This window comes from Neisseria arctica (assembly GCF_022870905.1).
Classification (GTDB): Bacteria; Pseudomonadota; Gammaproteobacteria; order Burkholderiales; family Neisseriaceae; genus Neisseria; species Neisseria arctica.
In genome coordinates, this window is sequence record NZ_CP091510.1 from 313485 (window position 1) to 328164 (window position 14680).

Annotated in this window: 12 protein-coding genes; 8 read left to right on the forward strand and 4 right to left on the reverse strand. The window is 48.4% G+C overall.

Annotated features, from left to right (window positions below):
- Positions 1 to 67: 67 nt before the first annotated feature.
- Entirely contained in the window at positions 68 to 1297 is a 1230-nt protein-coding gene (locus LVJ86_RS01380) for a PDDEXK-like family protein (protein WP_047759967.1), read from the forward strand.
- Positions 1298 to 1379: 82 nt separating this feature from the next.
- On the opposite strand, the gene LVJ86_RS01385 is transcribed toward LVJ86_RS01380, so the two are convergent.
- Positions 1380 to 1886, reverse strand: coding sequence for a hypothetical protein (locus LVJ86_RS01385; protein ID WP_047759966.1), 507 nt, complete (start codon positions 1884 to 1886; stop codon positions 1380 to 1382).
- Positions 1887 to 2224: 338 nt separating this feature from the next.
- Between LVJ86_RS01385 and LVJ86_RS01390 the strand changes: the two genes are divergently transcribed.
- From LVJ86_RS01390 to LVJ86_RS01415, 6 genes are all read left to right on the forward strand, one after another.
- Positions 2225 to 2869 (forward strand): TetR/AcrR family transcriptional regulator, encoded by a 645-nt coding sequence (locus LVJ86_RS01390; RefSeq protein WP_047759965.1) that lies wholly within the window; start codon positions 2225 to 2227, stop codon positions 2867 to 2869.
- Between the two features lie 80 nt (positions 2870 to 2949).
- Complete coding sequence (locus LVJ86_RS01395; protein ID WP_047759964.1) at positions 2950 to 5388, forward strand: acyl-CoA dehydrogenase; 2439 nt, start codon at positions 2950 to 2952, stop codon at positions 5386 to 5388.
- A 211-nt stretch (positions 5389 to 5599) separates the two neighbouring features.
- On the forward strand, positions 5600 to 7327 hold the full coding sequence (locus tag LVJ86_RS01400) for an OmpP1/FadL family transporter (RefSeq protein ID WP_053008275.1): 1728 nt from the start codon (positions 5600 to 5602) through the stop codon (positions 7325 to 7327).
- Between the two features lie 77 nt (positions 7328 to 7404).
- The gene (locus tag LVJ86_RS01405; protein ID WP_047759963.1) at positions 7405 to 9771 is read left to right on the forward strand and encodes a 3-hydroxyacyl-CoA dehydrogenase/enoyl-CoA hydratase family protein; all 2367 of its coding nucleotides are present in this window, start codon (positions 7405 to 7407) and stop codon (positions 9769 to 9771) included.
- Positions 9772 to 9854: 83 nt separating this feature from the next.
- Positions 9855 to 11054 carry an acetyl-CoA C-acyltransferase gene (locus tag LVJ86_RS01410; protein WP_047759962.1) on the forward strand — a complete coding sequence of 400 codons (1200 nt, stop codon included), beginning with the start codon at positions 9855 to 9857 and terminating at the stop codon, positions 11052 to 11054.
- 370 nt (positions 11055 to 11424) lie between these two features.
- Positions 11425 to 12093 (forward strand): DUF1345 domain-containing protein, encoded by a 669-nt coding sequence (locus LVJ86_RS01415; protein ID WP_047759961.1) that lies wholly within the window; start codon positions 11425 to 11427, stop codon positions 12091 to 12093.
- A gap of 21 nt (positions 12094 to 12114) precedes the next feature.
- Here the strand turns inward: LVJ86_RS01415 and LVJ86_RS11035 are convergent, their stop codons facing one another.
- The 3 genes from LVJ86_RS11035 to LVJ86_RS01425 all read right to left on the reverse strand — a co-directional run bounded on the left by LVJ86_RS11035 (position 12115) and on the right by LVJ86_RS01425 (position 13649).
- The gene (locus tag LVJ86_RS11035) at positions 12115 to 12243 is read right to left on the reverse strand and encodes a hypothetical protein (RefSeq protein WP_268776776.1); all 129 of its coding nucleotides are present in this window, start codon (positions 12241 to 12243) and stop codon (positions 12115 to 12117) included.
- A gap of 193 nt (positions 12244 to 12436) precedes the next feature.
- Entirely contained in the window at positions 12437 to 13054 is a 618-nt protein-coding gene (locus LVJ86_RS01420) for a peroxiredoxin (RefSeq protein WP_047759960.1), read from the reverse strand.
- A gap of 112 nt (positions 13055 to 13166) precedes the next feature.
- A complete protein-coding gene (locus tag LVJ86_RS01425) occupies positions 13167 to 13649 on the reverse strand; it encodes an FxsA family protein (protein WP_047759959.1) in 483 nt (160 codons plus the stop codon).
- A gap of 319 nt (positions 13650 to 13968) precedes the next feature.
- Between LVJ86_RS01425 and LVJ86_RS01430 the strand changes: the two genes are divergently transcribed.
- Entirely contained in the window at positions 13969 to 14628 is a 660-nt protein-coding gene (locus LVJ86_RS01430; protein ID WP_047759958.1) for a peptidoglycan DD-metalloendopeptidase family protein, read from the forward strand.
- The last annotated feature ends 52 nt before the right edge of the window (positions 14629 to 14680 follow it).

Here is a 14680-nt window from a genome sequence, read left to right on the forward strand (position 1 = left end):
GCATTTGGTTTGAAAAAATGTTGATATAATTACGTGTAAATTTTTTCATCATAAATTAAGCGTGAATATGTCTGAATCTATTAGAAAACATCTTGATTTTCTCCGGTCGGTTTACAAGGCATTGCAAGAGCAGCGGAGAGAAGCACGGAAAACGGAATTGCATGATGCTTACCGATTTAATCCGTTCCACTTTTTCACTACTAATGAAAACGGTTTGTCGGCAGTATTGGCTTTTTTATTGGATCCGAAGGAAAGCCATGGCCAAGGCGATTTGCTGTTGAATGCTTTTTTGAAAAGAATGAAGCTGTATTCGTTTTTAGGCTATGAAAGTGTTGGGGTTTCGTTGGAAAAAACCATAGGAAGCAAGCGGCGGCACGATATTTTTATCGAAGGATTTATCGGTTCGAAGAGTGTTTGGGCTTTATCGATAGAAAATAAATTACGCGATGCGGCAGATCAGCCACAGCAAATACAAGATTATATTGAGGATTTGAAGAGCAAATCTAAAGATCAGTATTGCCTGGTTTATTTGCCTTCTTTGGAGCGCATCCCGTCCGAGCACTCCATTAGTAAAGAAAATTTTGGGTTAGTATCCACGAACGGCCATTTAAAGGTGTTGGATGCGGGCGGCTTGATAGGTTGGCTTCAAGAGGCACCGATAATCGCACCCAAGATACGCCAGTTTGTTGAGTACTTTATACAATTTTTAAAGGAAGATGTAATGGGAGAAACCGTAGATACCAATGAGCTGGTAGAACATATTGTCGGTGATGAGAAAAATCTGGAGTCTGCATTAGAAGTTATTGCGGCGGAGCAGCAAATCCGCAAGTATTTGTGGCAGCGGCTTTGTGAGCAATTGGGTTGTAAGTGCCGTGAGCGTTATCCGTGTTTGGTAGCGGCAGGGTGGAGTATCGGATCGGGATCGGATTTTAAGCCGTATTCAAGATATATGTGGCTTGGGTTTTATCTGAAAAATGATAAGGATGTGGTCGCGGGAGTCGGGATTGAGTTTAGCGGTACTTATTATCATAGTTGTTGTTATGGTGTTTGGATGAAGCAAGCATATCTAAGTGATGAGGTTTTATCACAAAAAATTGAGGAATTAAGAGTTTCTACCAATGGATCAAAAAGCTCGAGTTGGCCTTTTTATGAGTGGCTTAGCGGTGATTTAAAAAACTGGGAACCTTCTACTTGGTTGCGTATTCCATCAGGTCGGTTGGCAGATGAGTTGTTTGAAAAATGGCAGCCTCTTTTGGATATTTTCGAAGAAATCCGTAAACGGCCTGTCAGCCAATAATCATAAATTAGGCAGCACGAAAATCAGAATGCCGTCTGAAAAATTTTCAGACGGCATTTTTTATTGTCCGGGTATGTATAACTTATATATCGGCGGTGGTTTGAGTAGCCATAGCTGCAGGCTGTTTGTGTAAGCGGTACCAACCTGCAAGCCGCCAGAGGCACAGCAGGGCAATGAGTGGTTGGCAGAATGCAGTGATGAGGTAACGGGGATTGTTAAAGGCAATGGTACTGCTGCCGCCTGCGAAATGCAGCAAGGCCCAAAACCATTCCCATAAAGAAGGCAGACTGAATGCCATTACCGCCAATAGGCCTAGGGTGCGGAAAATACCGATAGGCAGAATAGTACCGCGCAATACTGTGCGGTTAAGTTGCAACAGTACCAGCAGACCGAAGCCGATAATGACGATCATCCCGCCGTTGGCTACAACCTGTAAGCCGCTGAAAGCAATATCGGGCGATACGGGCAGGCCGTCTTTGGGCAGTTGGGCTTCCGAAAGATTTAAGCTTTGGAGAATGTTTAGTACGAAGCCGTAAGCCATGTCGGCCAATACGATCCAAACCGGCAGGGAAGTGAATATCCGTTTCATAAAGCAAGCGGGCAGTTATAGTGCAAAGCATTTAGTGTAGCGGTAAAAGGGTTGGTTGGCTATTGTGTTGTGCAGTTGAAATCAACCTTTGGACGAGTTGCGGTAATGCCGGGTTGTATCGGACGAAGCAGGTGGGTTTGTCTGTGGATATGGTTGCAGCCAAGTTGTTTGTTATTTGTAGCGGCGTACCTATGAACGGTAAATAATAATCATATGCTACGTTACCTATATTTGGATGCGCTGCTCTAAAATAGTATCTGCTAACTGGTTGACACAAATAAAATTAAAACGTATGTTTCAATCAAACAGCTGATTTAATTTTTTTGAATGATTTGCGTATGAACTCTAACGGAGACTGCCAAACGATCGGGCGTATCCTAAGCGCTGCAGAGTCCCACTTCGCTTTGCACGGATTTTTTGCATCTTCGCTGCGGCAGATTATGCGGGATGCAAAAGTGAACGTGGCGGCTGCGCATTATCATTTCGGTTCGAAAGAGGCTTTGTTTTTAGCTGTCCTCAACCGCCGTATTGCTCCGTTTTTGGAAGACTTGCTGACTATGCTGCAAGAAGCCGAAGCACAGCAGCAGGTTTTGACTCCCGAAGATTTGATCGACAGTTTTATCGCGGCTTGCTTGAAATTAGTGAATGAGCAGGGCGAGTTGGCAGGAACGGCGGCAAAGTTGGTGTCACGGTTGATGTTGGATGAATACAAGATTTTCCGTGAAGAACTGGCCAAACAGTTTTCGGAAATGGCGGATCGTCTTCATGCTGCTTTCGGACGGGCGTTGCCGCATTTGCCGCCGGAAATGCTGCGTTGGCGTATGCATTTGGCGCTCAGTACGCTCTTTAATGCTTTCGCAGGCAATGATGTCTTGAAGGCCTTGGCTCCGGCCAGCGTAGTAAGTGCGAAAAATGTCCAGCAGGTGGCGCATTATGTACGTCCATTTGTCATTGCAGGCTTGAAAGCGCCTGCCGATAGCTAGGTGGTTCGCTGCCAGTAGTTTTGAAGCGGTGTGATAAGGATTTTCCCGGACAATGTCCGGTAATAAGGAGGAGTAAAAAGATGTTGGCTTTAATTTTGTTATTGGTATTTGTCGGCGCGGCGGCGTATTTCCGCAGTCCGGCCTGGGTGATGGCGCTGGCCTCCATTGCAGGCCTGTTGCTCGGCGGTGCCGCGTGGTGGGCATATATTCCGGTATTGCTCATTGCCGCCTTATGCTGCGTGCCCCCTGTGCGCGATATGATTTTGGAACGGATTTTTACGGTTTATAAGAAAATCACACCGGCTATGTCGGAAACCGAAGCCGAGGCCATCAATGCCGGTACGGTTTGGTGGGACGGCGAGCTGTTTTCGGGCAAACCCGATTTCAAAAAACTGCAAAACTTCAATACTCCCCAGCTGACTGCCGAGGAGCAAGCCTTTATCGACGGCCCGGTGGAAGAGTTATGCAAAATGCTGGATGATTGGAAAATTCTACACGAAACCAAAGATTTGCCGCCTGAAGCTTGGCAGTTCATCAAAGACAGCGGCATGCTCGGCATGATTATCAAAAAACAATACGGCGGTTTGGAATTTTCCAACTATGCCCATGCAAAAGTAGTGATGAAGATTGCTACCCGTGCAGGCAGCGCCGCTGTAACCGTGATGGTACCGAACTCTCTCGGCCCGGGTGAATTGCTCCAACATTATGGTACTCAGGCGCAGAAAGATTATTATTTGCCGCGCTTGGCCAAAGGCTTGGAAATCCCTTGTTTTGCTCTGACCAGTCCGCATGCAGGCTCAGATGCAGGCAGTATTCCTGATTTCGGCATCGTGTGCCGCGGCAACTATACCGATCCGATCACCGGCGAAGCGCATGAAGACGTATTGGGTATCCGTATTTCTTGGGAAAAACGTTGGATTACTTTGGCGCCTGTCGCTACCGTATTGGGTATGGCGTTCAAAATGTACGACCCCGACGGCTTGCTAGGGGATAAAAAAGATATCGGTATTACTTGTGCTCTGATTCCGACCAATCACGAAGGCGTACAAATCGGCCGCCGCCATTTCCCCGGGGGCAGCGCGTTTATGAACGGCCCGACTTGGGGTAAAGATGTCTTTATTCCTTTGGATTGGATTATCGGTGGTGTCGATTATGCCGGTAAAGGCTGGCAGATGCTGGTGGAATGCCTGTCAGTAGGCCGCTGTATTTCGCTGCCTGCCAATTCGGTAGCTGCCGGTAAAGTAGCCAGCTATACCACTTCGCTGTATGCCCGTATCCGTGATCAGTTCGGCTTGCCGATCGGTAAGTTCGAAGGCGTGGACGAAGCATTGTCCCGCATCGGTATGTATACCTACCAAATGGAAGCGGCACAAGATCTGGCGTTAACCGCATTAGACAGCGGCGAGAAGCCAAGCGTGATTTCGGCAATTTTGAAATACCACAATACCGAGCGCATGCGTAAAACTTTGAATGACGCGATGGATGTGCATGGCGGCCGCGCAGTTGTTTTGGGCCCGCGCAACTATCTCGCGTCCGCTTACCAGGCCGTGCCGGTTGCGATTACCGTAGAAGGTGCGAATATCCTGACCCGCAGCATGATTATCTTCGGACAAGGTGCAATCCGTTGCCATCCGTATGTATTGAAAGAAATGCGTGCGGCTATGGATAACGATGCTAAAGGCTTCAAACAGGCTTTCGGCTCACATCTGCATTTTGCCTTTACCAATGCTTTCCGCAGTTTCTGGCTTTCGCTGACCAACGGCGCATTTGTTAAGGCACCGCAGGGCAGCTATCCGGCCACTGCCGCTTACTACCGCCGTATGACGCGCGTGGCGGCCAACTTTGCCTTTGTTGCAGATATGGCCATGTTCAGCTTAGGCGGCAGCTTGAAATTCAAAGAAAAAATCTCGGCACGGCTGGGTGATATGTTGTCAAACCTGTTTATTGCCAGTGCCGTACTGAAACGCTTTGAAAGCCAAGGCGGCCTGAAAGAGGATGAAGCAATCATGCGCTATGCGGCCGAACAGGCTTTGTTTGATGCCCAAACCGCACTTGACGGCTTATTGCGCAACCTGCCTATGCGTCCGTTGGCTTGGTCGTTGCGTGTTCTGACTATGCCTTTAGGTCACAATATCAAGGCGCCGTCGGATAAATTGGCTAGTCAAGTAGCCGGTGAGTTGATGAAAAACGAAGGTATGTTGGCGCGTTTGACTAAGGGTATGTTTGTTCCGGCAAATGAAGAAGAACCTGTCGGCCTTCTGCCTGTTGCCCATGCGGCGGTTTTGGCAGCCGAGCCGGTAGAGAAAAAATTGCGCAACCTTACCCGCGAAGGCCGGTTGCATGCACCTTCCCCGGCTTTGCGTTTGCAGGAAGCTTTGGATAACGGCGTGATTACCCAAGAAGAGTTTGATCTCGTTACCCGAGGCCGGCAGCTCAAACGTAATGTCATCATGGTAGATGATTTCGATATGAAACTCGAAAAACATGATGAGAATTTGTTGAAACGCTACATTTTCTAGGAATCATAAACACAATCTTGCGGCTAGAAAACCTTGCTAATCAAGGCTGTCTGAAAGCAGATTGGTAAAACAAGCCCGGGGCGCAAAGCCCCGGGTCAATAAAATTAAAGTAATGATTCCATAAACGGAGAAATTGTTTTATAACGTTACCTTTGTCGCATTTTGCGCAAAAACTTGTTTGAAAACGTCATAAAACCTCAGGAGAAATCTCATGAAAAGCATGCAAATCCGCCGCATCAAGCAAAGCGTATTAATTATCGGCAGCGCATTATTGGCACAATCGGTATTCGCGTCGGGCTACCATTTCGGTACGCAGTCTGTCAGCAGCCAATCTACTGCCAACTCGTCGGCAGCCGAAGCAGCAGATCCTTCTACCATTTTCTACAACCCGGCTGGTTTGAGCAAACTGGAGGGTACTCAGGCGACCATCAACTTGAATATTGTAGCGCCTAACGTGAAATATAACGATGCCGAAGCAAAGTATCCTGAGGTACAACTGCCCAACGGCGGTACTTATCCGCAAGAGAATGTTTCAGGCCAAACCAGCGGCAAGATTACCGACGATATCGCATTTGCTCCCCATTTGTATGCTTCGCATAAATTAAACGATCAAGTAACACTCGGCTTGGGCGCATATGTACCGTTCGGTTCGGGAACTGAATACGACCACAATTCCGTATTGCGTTACAACCTGAATGAATTGGGTTTGCAAACCTTGGCGATTCAGCCGACTGTTGCTTATAAATTAAACGATCAACATTCTTTTGCCGTTGGTTTGGTGGCACAGCATACGAAGGCAAGTTTGCGCCAATATGCCAACTTCGGCCCCGCAGTAGTAGGTTCGTTGGGGACTACCGCATCACAAATCGGTAGCGGTTTAAGCCAAATTAATAACGGCCTGGCTCAAGTTAATGCCGGTATCAGCCAAGTGGAGGCCGGTATTGCGGCTACCCAGGCTGCCGGTGGAGATGCGACCGCATTACAAACCCAGCTTGCGGGTTTGAAAGCCCAGCAGGCCGGATTATTGCAAAAGCAAACTGTTTTAACGCAACAGCAAGCAGCAGTCGGCAGCGCTTTAAGCAATGCCACGGCAACCAGCCCCGTAGGTAACGGTGCGGCAGACGGCTATGCCGAAGTGAAGGGTGACGATTGGGGTTTCGGTTATAACCTGGCTTGGTTATGGGATATCAACGAGCGCGCCCGCGTAGGTGTGAACTACCGTTCTAAAATCAGCCACACCCTGAAAGGCGATGGTGAATGGCATTTGGTAGGGCAAGCCTTTAATGATCCTGCTTTGGGCAATACGATCCAACAAGGTATCCGCGACCGTGGTTATGCAGCCAAAGAAGATGCTTCGGTAAAAATCACCACGCCTGAATCGCTGTCTGTACACGGTATGTATCAAGTCAATCCGAAGTGGAACGTATTCGGTGACGTAACATGGACGCGCCATTCACGCTTCAATACCGTCAACCTTTACTGGGGTAATGAAAAAACGGTATTGCCGTCAGCAAGCGGCGATACCAATCCCGACAAGGCCGGTATGCAGTCTAACGTTACCAGACTGACACCCAATTGGCGTAACACTTATAAAGTAGCCTTGGGCGCATCATACCAATACAGCGACCCCCTGCAACTGCGTTTCGGTGTGGCTTACGACCAGTCTCCGGTTAAAAATGCCAATTACCGTATGAGCACATTGCCCGATAACGACCGTATTTGGTTATCGCTTGGTGCGAAATACGATATCAGTAAGCAACACAGTATCAATGTGGCTTACAGCCATCTGTTCATTAAAAACGCTAAAGCCAATGTAAACGGCTATTGCGGCGGGGAAAGTGCTGCCTCTACCGGTTGCGTATCCAGCAAAACCAATGGCAGTGCCAGCTTCAAGAGCAGTGCCGATATCTTAGGCCTGCAATACACGTATAAGTTTTAACCCGGTATTTTCAGACGGCCCCGGTTGAAAGCGGGGTCGTTTGGATACCGATCATTTTGAGATAGAGAGGTAACATTATGACCGCAAAAAACTTCGTCATCCGCAAAGCCGCCGTACTCGGCGCCGGCGTGATGGGGGCGCAAATCGCCGCACATTTGGCTAATGCCAAAGTGCCGGTGGTTTTGTTCGACCTGCCGGCTAAAGAAGGTTCCAAAAACGGTATCGTAGAAAAAGCCATTGCAGCTTTGCAAAAACAAAATCCCGCTCCGCTGGCTACTAAAGAAGCAGTAGCTTATATCAGTGCAGCCAACTACGATGACGATTTAGACAAATTAAGCGATTGCGATCTGGTGATTGAAGCGGTTGCGGAACGCCTCGATATCAAAGAAAGCTTATATGGCAAAGTAGCACCGCATTTGGGCGAACATACTATTTTTGCAACCAATACTTCGGGTTTGTCGATTGAAACCCTCAGCAGTAAATTTCCCGCCGAGCTCAAGCACCGCTTCTGCGGCGTACATTTCTTCAACCCGCCGCGTTATATGCACTTGGTAGAGCTGATTCCGACAGCCGCTACCGATCCCCAATACCTCGACAATCTTGAGCGCTTCTTGGTGAGCATATTGGGTAAAGGCGTGGTTCGAGCCAAAGATACCCCTAACTTTATCGGTAACCGCATCGGCGTATTCTCGATGCTGGCTACCATTTACAACACCGAAAAATTCGGTTTGCGTTTCGACGTGGTGGACGACTTGACCGGCAAGCGTTTGGGGCGTGCCAAATCGGCGACTTACCGTACGGCAGACGTAGTAGGCCTGGATACTTTCGCCCATGTTGCCAAAACCATGGAAGATAATTTGCCGCAAGATCCGTGGCACGGTTTTTTCAGCAGCCCCGAATGGCTGAAAAAGCTGATTGCAGACGGCGCATTGGGTGCCAAAACCAAAGCCGGTATTTTCAAAAAAGAAGGCAAACGCATCATGATGTTCAGCCCCGAAACGGGCGAATATGTGGCTTCCAACCAAAAAGCCGACAGCGAAGTAACCGATATTCTGAAAGAAAAAGACTGGGGCAAAAAATTGGCGGCACTGCGCGCCAGTGAGAATCCGCAAGCGCAATTCCTGTGGGGAATTTTCCGCGATTCTTTCCACTACATCGCATACCATGCCGAACAAATCGCTACCACAGCCCGTGATATCGATTTTGCCATCCGCTGGGGTTACGGATGGGAGCAAGGTCCGTTGGAAATCTGGCAGGCGGCAGGCGTACAACAGGTAGCCGCATGGATTCAGGAAGATATCGATGCAGGCAAAACCATGAGCAATGCACCGTTACCGGCATGGCTCAAAGGTGTGGAAGCCTTCCATACCAACGAAGGCAGCCTGAACTTTGCTACCGGCAAATACGATCCGCGTTCTTCTTTGGATGTATACAAACGCCAACACCGCCCTGCGCCTTTATTGGGCGAAAACTTGCCTCCATTGGGCGAAACCGTTTACGAAACAGACGTTATCCGAGCCTACACCCTTGACGGTGAAATCCTGATTGTTGAAAACAACAACAAAATGCGTGCCATCAGCCGTGCGGTTTTGGAAGGTATCAACGAATCTATCCGCATTGCCGAAGAGCGTTTCAAAGCCTTGGTATTGTATGCGCCTGAAGCACCATTCTCTGTGGGTGCCGATTTGAAATCAATGATGCCGGAATTTGCCACGGGTGATTTTGCTGCTATCGAAAGCATGGTGAAACTGTTCCAAGACACCTCTATGAACCTGCGTTACAGCCAGATTCCGGTTGTTGCGGCGGCACAAGGTTTTGCGTTCGGCGGCGGTTGTGAATTTTTAATGCACTGTAACAAAGTAGTGGCCGCATTGGAGAGCTATATCGGTTTGGTGGAAGTAGGCGTCGGTCTGATTCCGGCGGGCGGCGGTACCAAAGACTTCGCCTTGCAAGCCGCACGCGCCAGCCAAGGCGACTTGTTAGCAGCTTTGAAAGACCGTTATATGAATCTTGCGATGGCGAAGGTCGCCACCAGTGCTATCGAAGCTAAAGAAATGGGCTTCCTACGCCCGAGTGATGTGGTGGTGTTCAACAGCTATGAACTCTTGCATGTCGCACTGAACGAAGCGCGTACCATGGCCGACAGCGGCTTCCGCCCTGACGTACCTGCTACTTTCCAAGTAGCCGGCCGTAGCGGCGCAGCTTCGATTAAAGGCCAGCTGTTGAACATGAAAGAGGGCGGCTTTATCAGTGAATACGATATGCATATCGGCAGCCAGATTGCCTGGGTGATGACCGGCGGTGATGTTGATGCCGGTACGGTAGTAGACGAACAATGGATTCTCGACCTTGAGCGTAAAGTGTTTGTCGATCTGCTCAAAAACGAGAAAACGCTGGAGCGTATCGAGAATATGCTCTCTACCGGCAAACCGCTGCGCAACTAAACCGCGCCCATATCCATTCAAATGCATATCGGGTCGTCTGAAGCCTGGATTTTTCAGACGGCCCCAAGCAATAGGAGAACACTGTGAAACAATTAAGAGACGCCTACATTGTAGCCGCTACCCGTACCCCCATCGGCAAAGCCCCCCGCGGCATGTTGAGAACCACCCGTCCCGACGATATGCTGGCACACGTTATCCGTGCCGTCGTTGCCCAAGCTCCGGGTTTGGATCCCCGCGAAATCAATGATGTTGTGGCAGGATGTGCCTTCCCTGAGGCTGAATCAGGCTTAAACTTCGCCCGTATCGGTGCTTTGTTGGCAGGGCTGCCCAACACCGTGGGCGGTATTACTATCAACCGTTATTGCTCTTCGGGCATCAATGCACTGCAAATTGCTGCCGACCGCATCCGTACGGGTGAAGCCGAAGCGGTAATCGCCGCCGGTAGCGAGAGCATGTCGATGATTCCGATGATGGGTAACAAAGTATCACTCAACCCTGAAATTTTCGCTAAAGAAGAAAACTACGGCATTGCCTACGGTATGGGTTTGACTGCCGAGAAAGTTGCCGAGCAGTGGAATGTAAGCCGTGAAGATCAAGACGCCTTCGCTTATGAAAGCCACAAGCGGGCTTTGGCTGCCATTGAAGCCGGTAAGTTTAAAGCCGAAATCACCCCGATTGAAGCCGTTTACCGCAGTGCTGATTTGAATAGCCGCGAAGTAAAAGAAGTACGCCGCTTGTGCGATACTGACGAAGGCCCGCGTGCCGATACTTCGCTTGAAGGTTTGGCCAAGCTGAAACCCGTATTCGCTGCAAAAGGCAGTGTAACCGCCGGTAACTCATCGCAAATGTCGGACGGTGCCGGTGCATTGCTGGTGGTAAGCGAAGAGGTGTTGAAACGCTACAATCTTACCCCGATTGCTCGCTACGAAGGTTTCGCCGTGCGCGGGGTTGCGCCTGAAATTATGGGTATCGGTCCGAAAGAGGCGATTCCTGCTGTGTTGAAGTCATCCGGCGTGGCGTTGAACGACGTAAAATGGATTGAGCTGAACGAAGCGTTTGCCGCCCAATCTCTAGCCGTTATCCGCGATTTGGATTTGAACACTGAAGTGGTGAATCCTAACGGTGGCGCAATCGCCCTCGGCCACCCCTTGGGTGCAACCGGTGCAATTCGTGCTGCCACCGCTATCCACGGTATGCGCCTGCGTGGTGAAAAAGGCTATGCCATGGTAACGATGTGTATCGGTACAGGTATGGGTGCGGCAGGCCTGATTGAGGTTTTGTAAACTAAAAAAGCGCGGTCGGGAAAAAACTGTTTCAGTATCTCGGCTTTTCTGACTGATAGAAAAAGGCCGTCTGAAAAATATCAGATATTTAGGCGGTTTGATTTTCCAGCCGGATTTCGTTATCAACGGAATCCGGCTTTTTATATGCTATAAATACACTATGAACAAATTTTCAGACGGCTTAGATATTAAAATCGGTTTTATCCGATTTAGATGTGGATTTTATGATATGCCGTCTGAAAGCTGATTTTTCAGACGGCACGAGAACGGTATGGCTTCGGGTTGGAGAATTGTACAGTATTCGGTCTGTTCGGTTCGGTAGATTTTTCCGAAGAGTGGTGGTTGTGACTTGTAGAAGGTTGGATACGGGATGTATTTTTCGCTTCATTCAATATGGCGGCAACATCGTCGCCTTGTTACGGGAATAGTTTGCGGGCTATTGTGTTATGTGTTGCTTGGTAGGTTTGAAAATTTACATACGGTGAGCAGGTATGTGTTGGCATTTGATATGGGCATGCTTGTTTATCTAGTGCTGATGGTGAGGCTGATTACGCAAGCAGATTCGCATGCCGCAATGCGGCGGGTACAGCAAGAATACGAAGGCGGCCGTACGATTTTAATATTGGCTATCGCAGCGGCTGGTATTTCGTTATTGGCTATTGCTAAGGAATTGGGGCTTGGCATACATTTGCAAGGGCAAGAGAAATGGCCGCATGTATGGCTGACAATCGTTACGATTATTTTATCGTGGCTTTTCACCCATATGATGTTTGCGATGCATTATGCCCATATGTATTATCGCGATATGGCATTGGGTAAGCCGCCATGTCTGATTTTTCCGGGGCAGGAAGAGCCGGACTATGCCGATTTTGTGTATTTTGCCTATATTATCGGTACATCCGGGCAAACAGCCGATGTTTCTTTTGGCGGTGCCAAAGTACGGCGGGTAGGTACGGTGCATTGTGTGCTGGCTTTTTTCTACAATGCGGCGGTATTGGCGCTGATGATTAATATCGCATCCGGTTTAATCGGGTCTTAATGCCGTAGTTTAACGGTATCCTCAACGTTTGGTATGAGAGGTTTCGATACCGCCTTTGATTTCTCCGTATATCTGGTTGTACGCACCGCCGCCGGCCGTGCAAGCGGAAAGTAACAAAGAGAATAAGATAATGCTTAAAGCTGTTTTCATGATGGGATATAGCCTCATAGTGGAATAAAATATTTTAAGCGAGCTTTATTGAAACTGTTGCTTGTATATTGCAGTTTATCAGGCCGTCTGAAAAGTTTTCAGACGGCATCTTTCATATCGCAGTGTGTGATAAGGGCGTATTTATTGGATATATGGAAAAGCCCGCCTTTGCGGCGGGCAGTTATACCGTCTATTACAGTTTTTCGGCTGAAGTAGACAGATAAGAGGCAACGCCTTCGGGGCTGGCCTGCATGCCTTTGTCACCTTTGTTCCAACCGGCAGGGCAAACTTCACCGTTTTCTTCGAAGAATTGAAGAGCGTCAACCATACGCAGCATTTCGTCTACATTACGGCCTAACGGCAGGTTGTTCACGGTTTGGTGTTGCACAATACCGTCTTTGTCGATTAGAAAAGAACCGCGGAATGCCACGCCGTCGGCACTTTCTACATCATAGGCTTTCATCAGTTCATGTTTTACATCGGCAACCATCGTGAATTTCACAGGGCCGATACCGCCTTCATTGATGGGGGTGTTGCGCCATGCATTGTGGGTAAACTGGCTGTCGATAGAAACCGAAATTACTTCCACATTGCGTTGGCGGAAGGCTTCTACGCGGTGGTCGTGGGCGATGATTTCGGAAGGACACACGAAAGTAAAATCCAGCGGATAGAAAAATACCACTGCATATTTTCCGCGTGTAGCTTCGGCAAAATTGAAATTATCTACGATGCTGCCATCGCCGAGCACAGCAGAGAAAGCTTTTTCGTTGTCGTGGAAAAAAGGGGCGGGTTTGCCAACTAATACGGCCATATGGTACTCCTTGAGTGGTGGGTAATTTGTATTCGGTTTGAATTCAGAATGAATCCGATACTATTTTAGTATCGGATAAGGGCTTTGCCAAATCTATTTTAAGGTGATGATTTTATTTGAAATCATTGTTTTTATGCTCAATGTGCGGGTGGTTTGTGCGGTTGTTGCCGTCTACCGTATATTCGCCTTCGATAATGTCTTCGTCGTCCGGGCGGCGGGGGCGTTGGAAGGGATTCTGTGTATTTGTGAATATTGTACCGTTCATTTGTGCAATCGGTTGTCCCTTAATAGGTAACAATAAAATCAGGGCAATTAGCAGAGAAACGAAACCGGGGCTCATCAACAACACGGCGGCAACAGTATAACGGATAGGCCACAGCAGTTGGTAGAGCGAAACATCGCCGCCGCTGCGTATGGCAGAACCGGCCATTAGTATGCCGGACACGCCGGTATTTCTCAGCATAAAGATACCTGCAAAAAAACTGGCAATCATCAGCAGCAGGGTTAATCCGCCGCCCAGCCAGTCTGCCACCCAAACGATAGACATGATTTCTAAAAAAATCAGCACCAAAAAGCCGATACCGAAAAAGCGCATGAATGTGTTTCCTTAATCAGAAATGATGGTTAACGGCTTTAACATAAGGCCGCTTTTGCCAAGTTGCAAGTTTTATTGTTGTGAAAACGGGTAAAACAACGGTTTGCCAACTTTTTGAGGTAACTAAATACAGCCCGGCTGTTTCAGACGGCTTAATTATCATCATTATAAGATGATACATATTCATATGAAGCGGATAGATGAGGCATGCAGACAGAGTGCTTGAAGAGTATCGGTTAAAGTAAAAAAAAGTTAAAGCTGCTGTTGCTTGTGCTTTTTGTGTGTCGTAAGCAGGTGTCTGTTTGATATTCTACGTTTTATGAAAAATTCTTTGTTATCTGTTTTGAAGAGCGGTTTATCAACCGCTCTTATCATCGTTACTGCGGCTTGCGCCAGTGGTACTTCTTCAGGCCCTGTTCCTGAAGGGTATTATCGGGTTCAATCGGGCGATACGCTTTACCGTATCGGTCAGAGGTTTGGGCAAAGTGTTAATACGCTTAGTGCTTGGAACAATTTACGCAACCCTTCGCAAATCGAAGTGGGGCAGGTTTTACGTGTGCGTGCCAAAGTAGGGGCAGGAGCCGCCCGTACGCTAGAGCCAGTGAACCGCTTGCGTTTGCAATGGCCAGTTGACGGAGGAAGCAGCAATATTCTCAGCCGTTACAATGGTTCGACCAATAAGGGCATCGATATCGGCGGCAGTCTTGGTACACCGGTGAAAGCGGCGGCAGAAGGTAAGGTCCTGTATGCCGGAGAAGGTGTGCGCGGATATGGTAAGTTGATTCTGATTACGCATAACAGCAATACGCTGACGGCGTATGCCCACAACGATAGATTGAATGTGCAAAAAGACCAAACGGTACGCGCCGGACAAATAATTGCGCGTATGGGCAGTAGTGACAGTGATCGGGTGAAACTGCATTTCGAAGTAAGAATTAAGGGCAAGGCGGTTGATCCTATGCCTTATTTAAACCGTTAAAGTTGCAAAGCAGCTATGCTGAGTTGGTTGAAATTTAGAGATGGCCGGGAAG

Excerpts from the sequence above, each read along its gene's own strand:
- LVJ86_RS01415 (WP_047759961.1), top strand. The coding sequence starts at position 11,425 with ATGTATTTTTCGCTTCATTCAATATGGCGGCAACATCGTCGCCTTGTT.
- LVJ86_RS01430 (WP_047759958.1), top strand. The coding sequence starts at position 13,969 with ATGAAAAATTCTTTGTTATCTGTTTTGAAGAGCGGTTTATCAACCGCT.
- LVJ86_RS01385 (WP_047759966.1), bottom strand. The coding sequence starts at position 1,886 with ATGAAACGGATATTCACTTCCCTGCCGGTTTGGATCGTATTGGCCGAC.
- LVJ86_RS01380 (WP_047759967.1), top strand. The coding sequence starts at position 68 with ATGTCTGAATCTATTAGAAAACATCTTGATTTTCTCCGGTCGGTTTAC.
- LVJ86_RS11035 (WP_268776776.1), bottom strand. The coding sequence starts at position 12,243 with ATGAAAACAGCTTTAAGCATTATCTTATTCTCTTTGTTACTTTCCGCT.
- LVJ86_RS01390 (WP_047759965.1), top strand. The coding sequence starts at position 2,225 with ATGAACTCTAACGGAGACTGCCAAACGATCGGGCGTATCCTAAGCGCT.
- LVJ86_RS01395 (WP_047759964.1), top strand. The coding sequence starts at position 2,950 with ATGTTGGCTTTAATTTTGTTATTGGTATTTGTCGGCGCGGCGGCGTAT.
- LVJ86_RS01400 (WP_053008275.1), top strand. The coding sequence starts at position 5,600 with ATGAAAAGCATGCAAATCCGCCGCATCAAGCAAAGCGTATTAATTATC.
- LVJ86_RS01405 (WP_047759963.1), top strand. The coding sequence starts at position 7,405 with ATGACCGCAAAAAACTTCGTCATCCGCAAAGCCGCCGTACTCGGCGCC.
- LVJ86_RS01425 (WP_047759959.1), bottom strand. The coding sequence starts at position 13,649 with ATGCGCTTTTTCGGTATCGGCTTTTTGGTGCTGATTTTTTTAGAAATC.
- LVJ86_RS01420 (WP_047759960.1), bottom strand. The coding sequence starts at position 13,054 with ATGGCCGTATTAGTTGGCAAACCCGCCCCTTTTTTCCACGACAACGAA.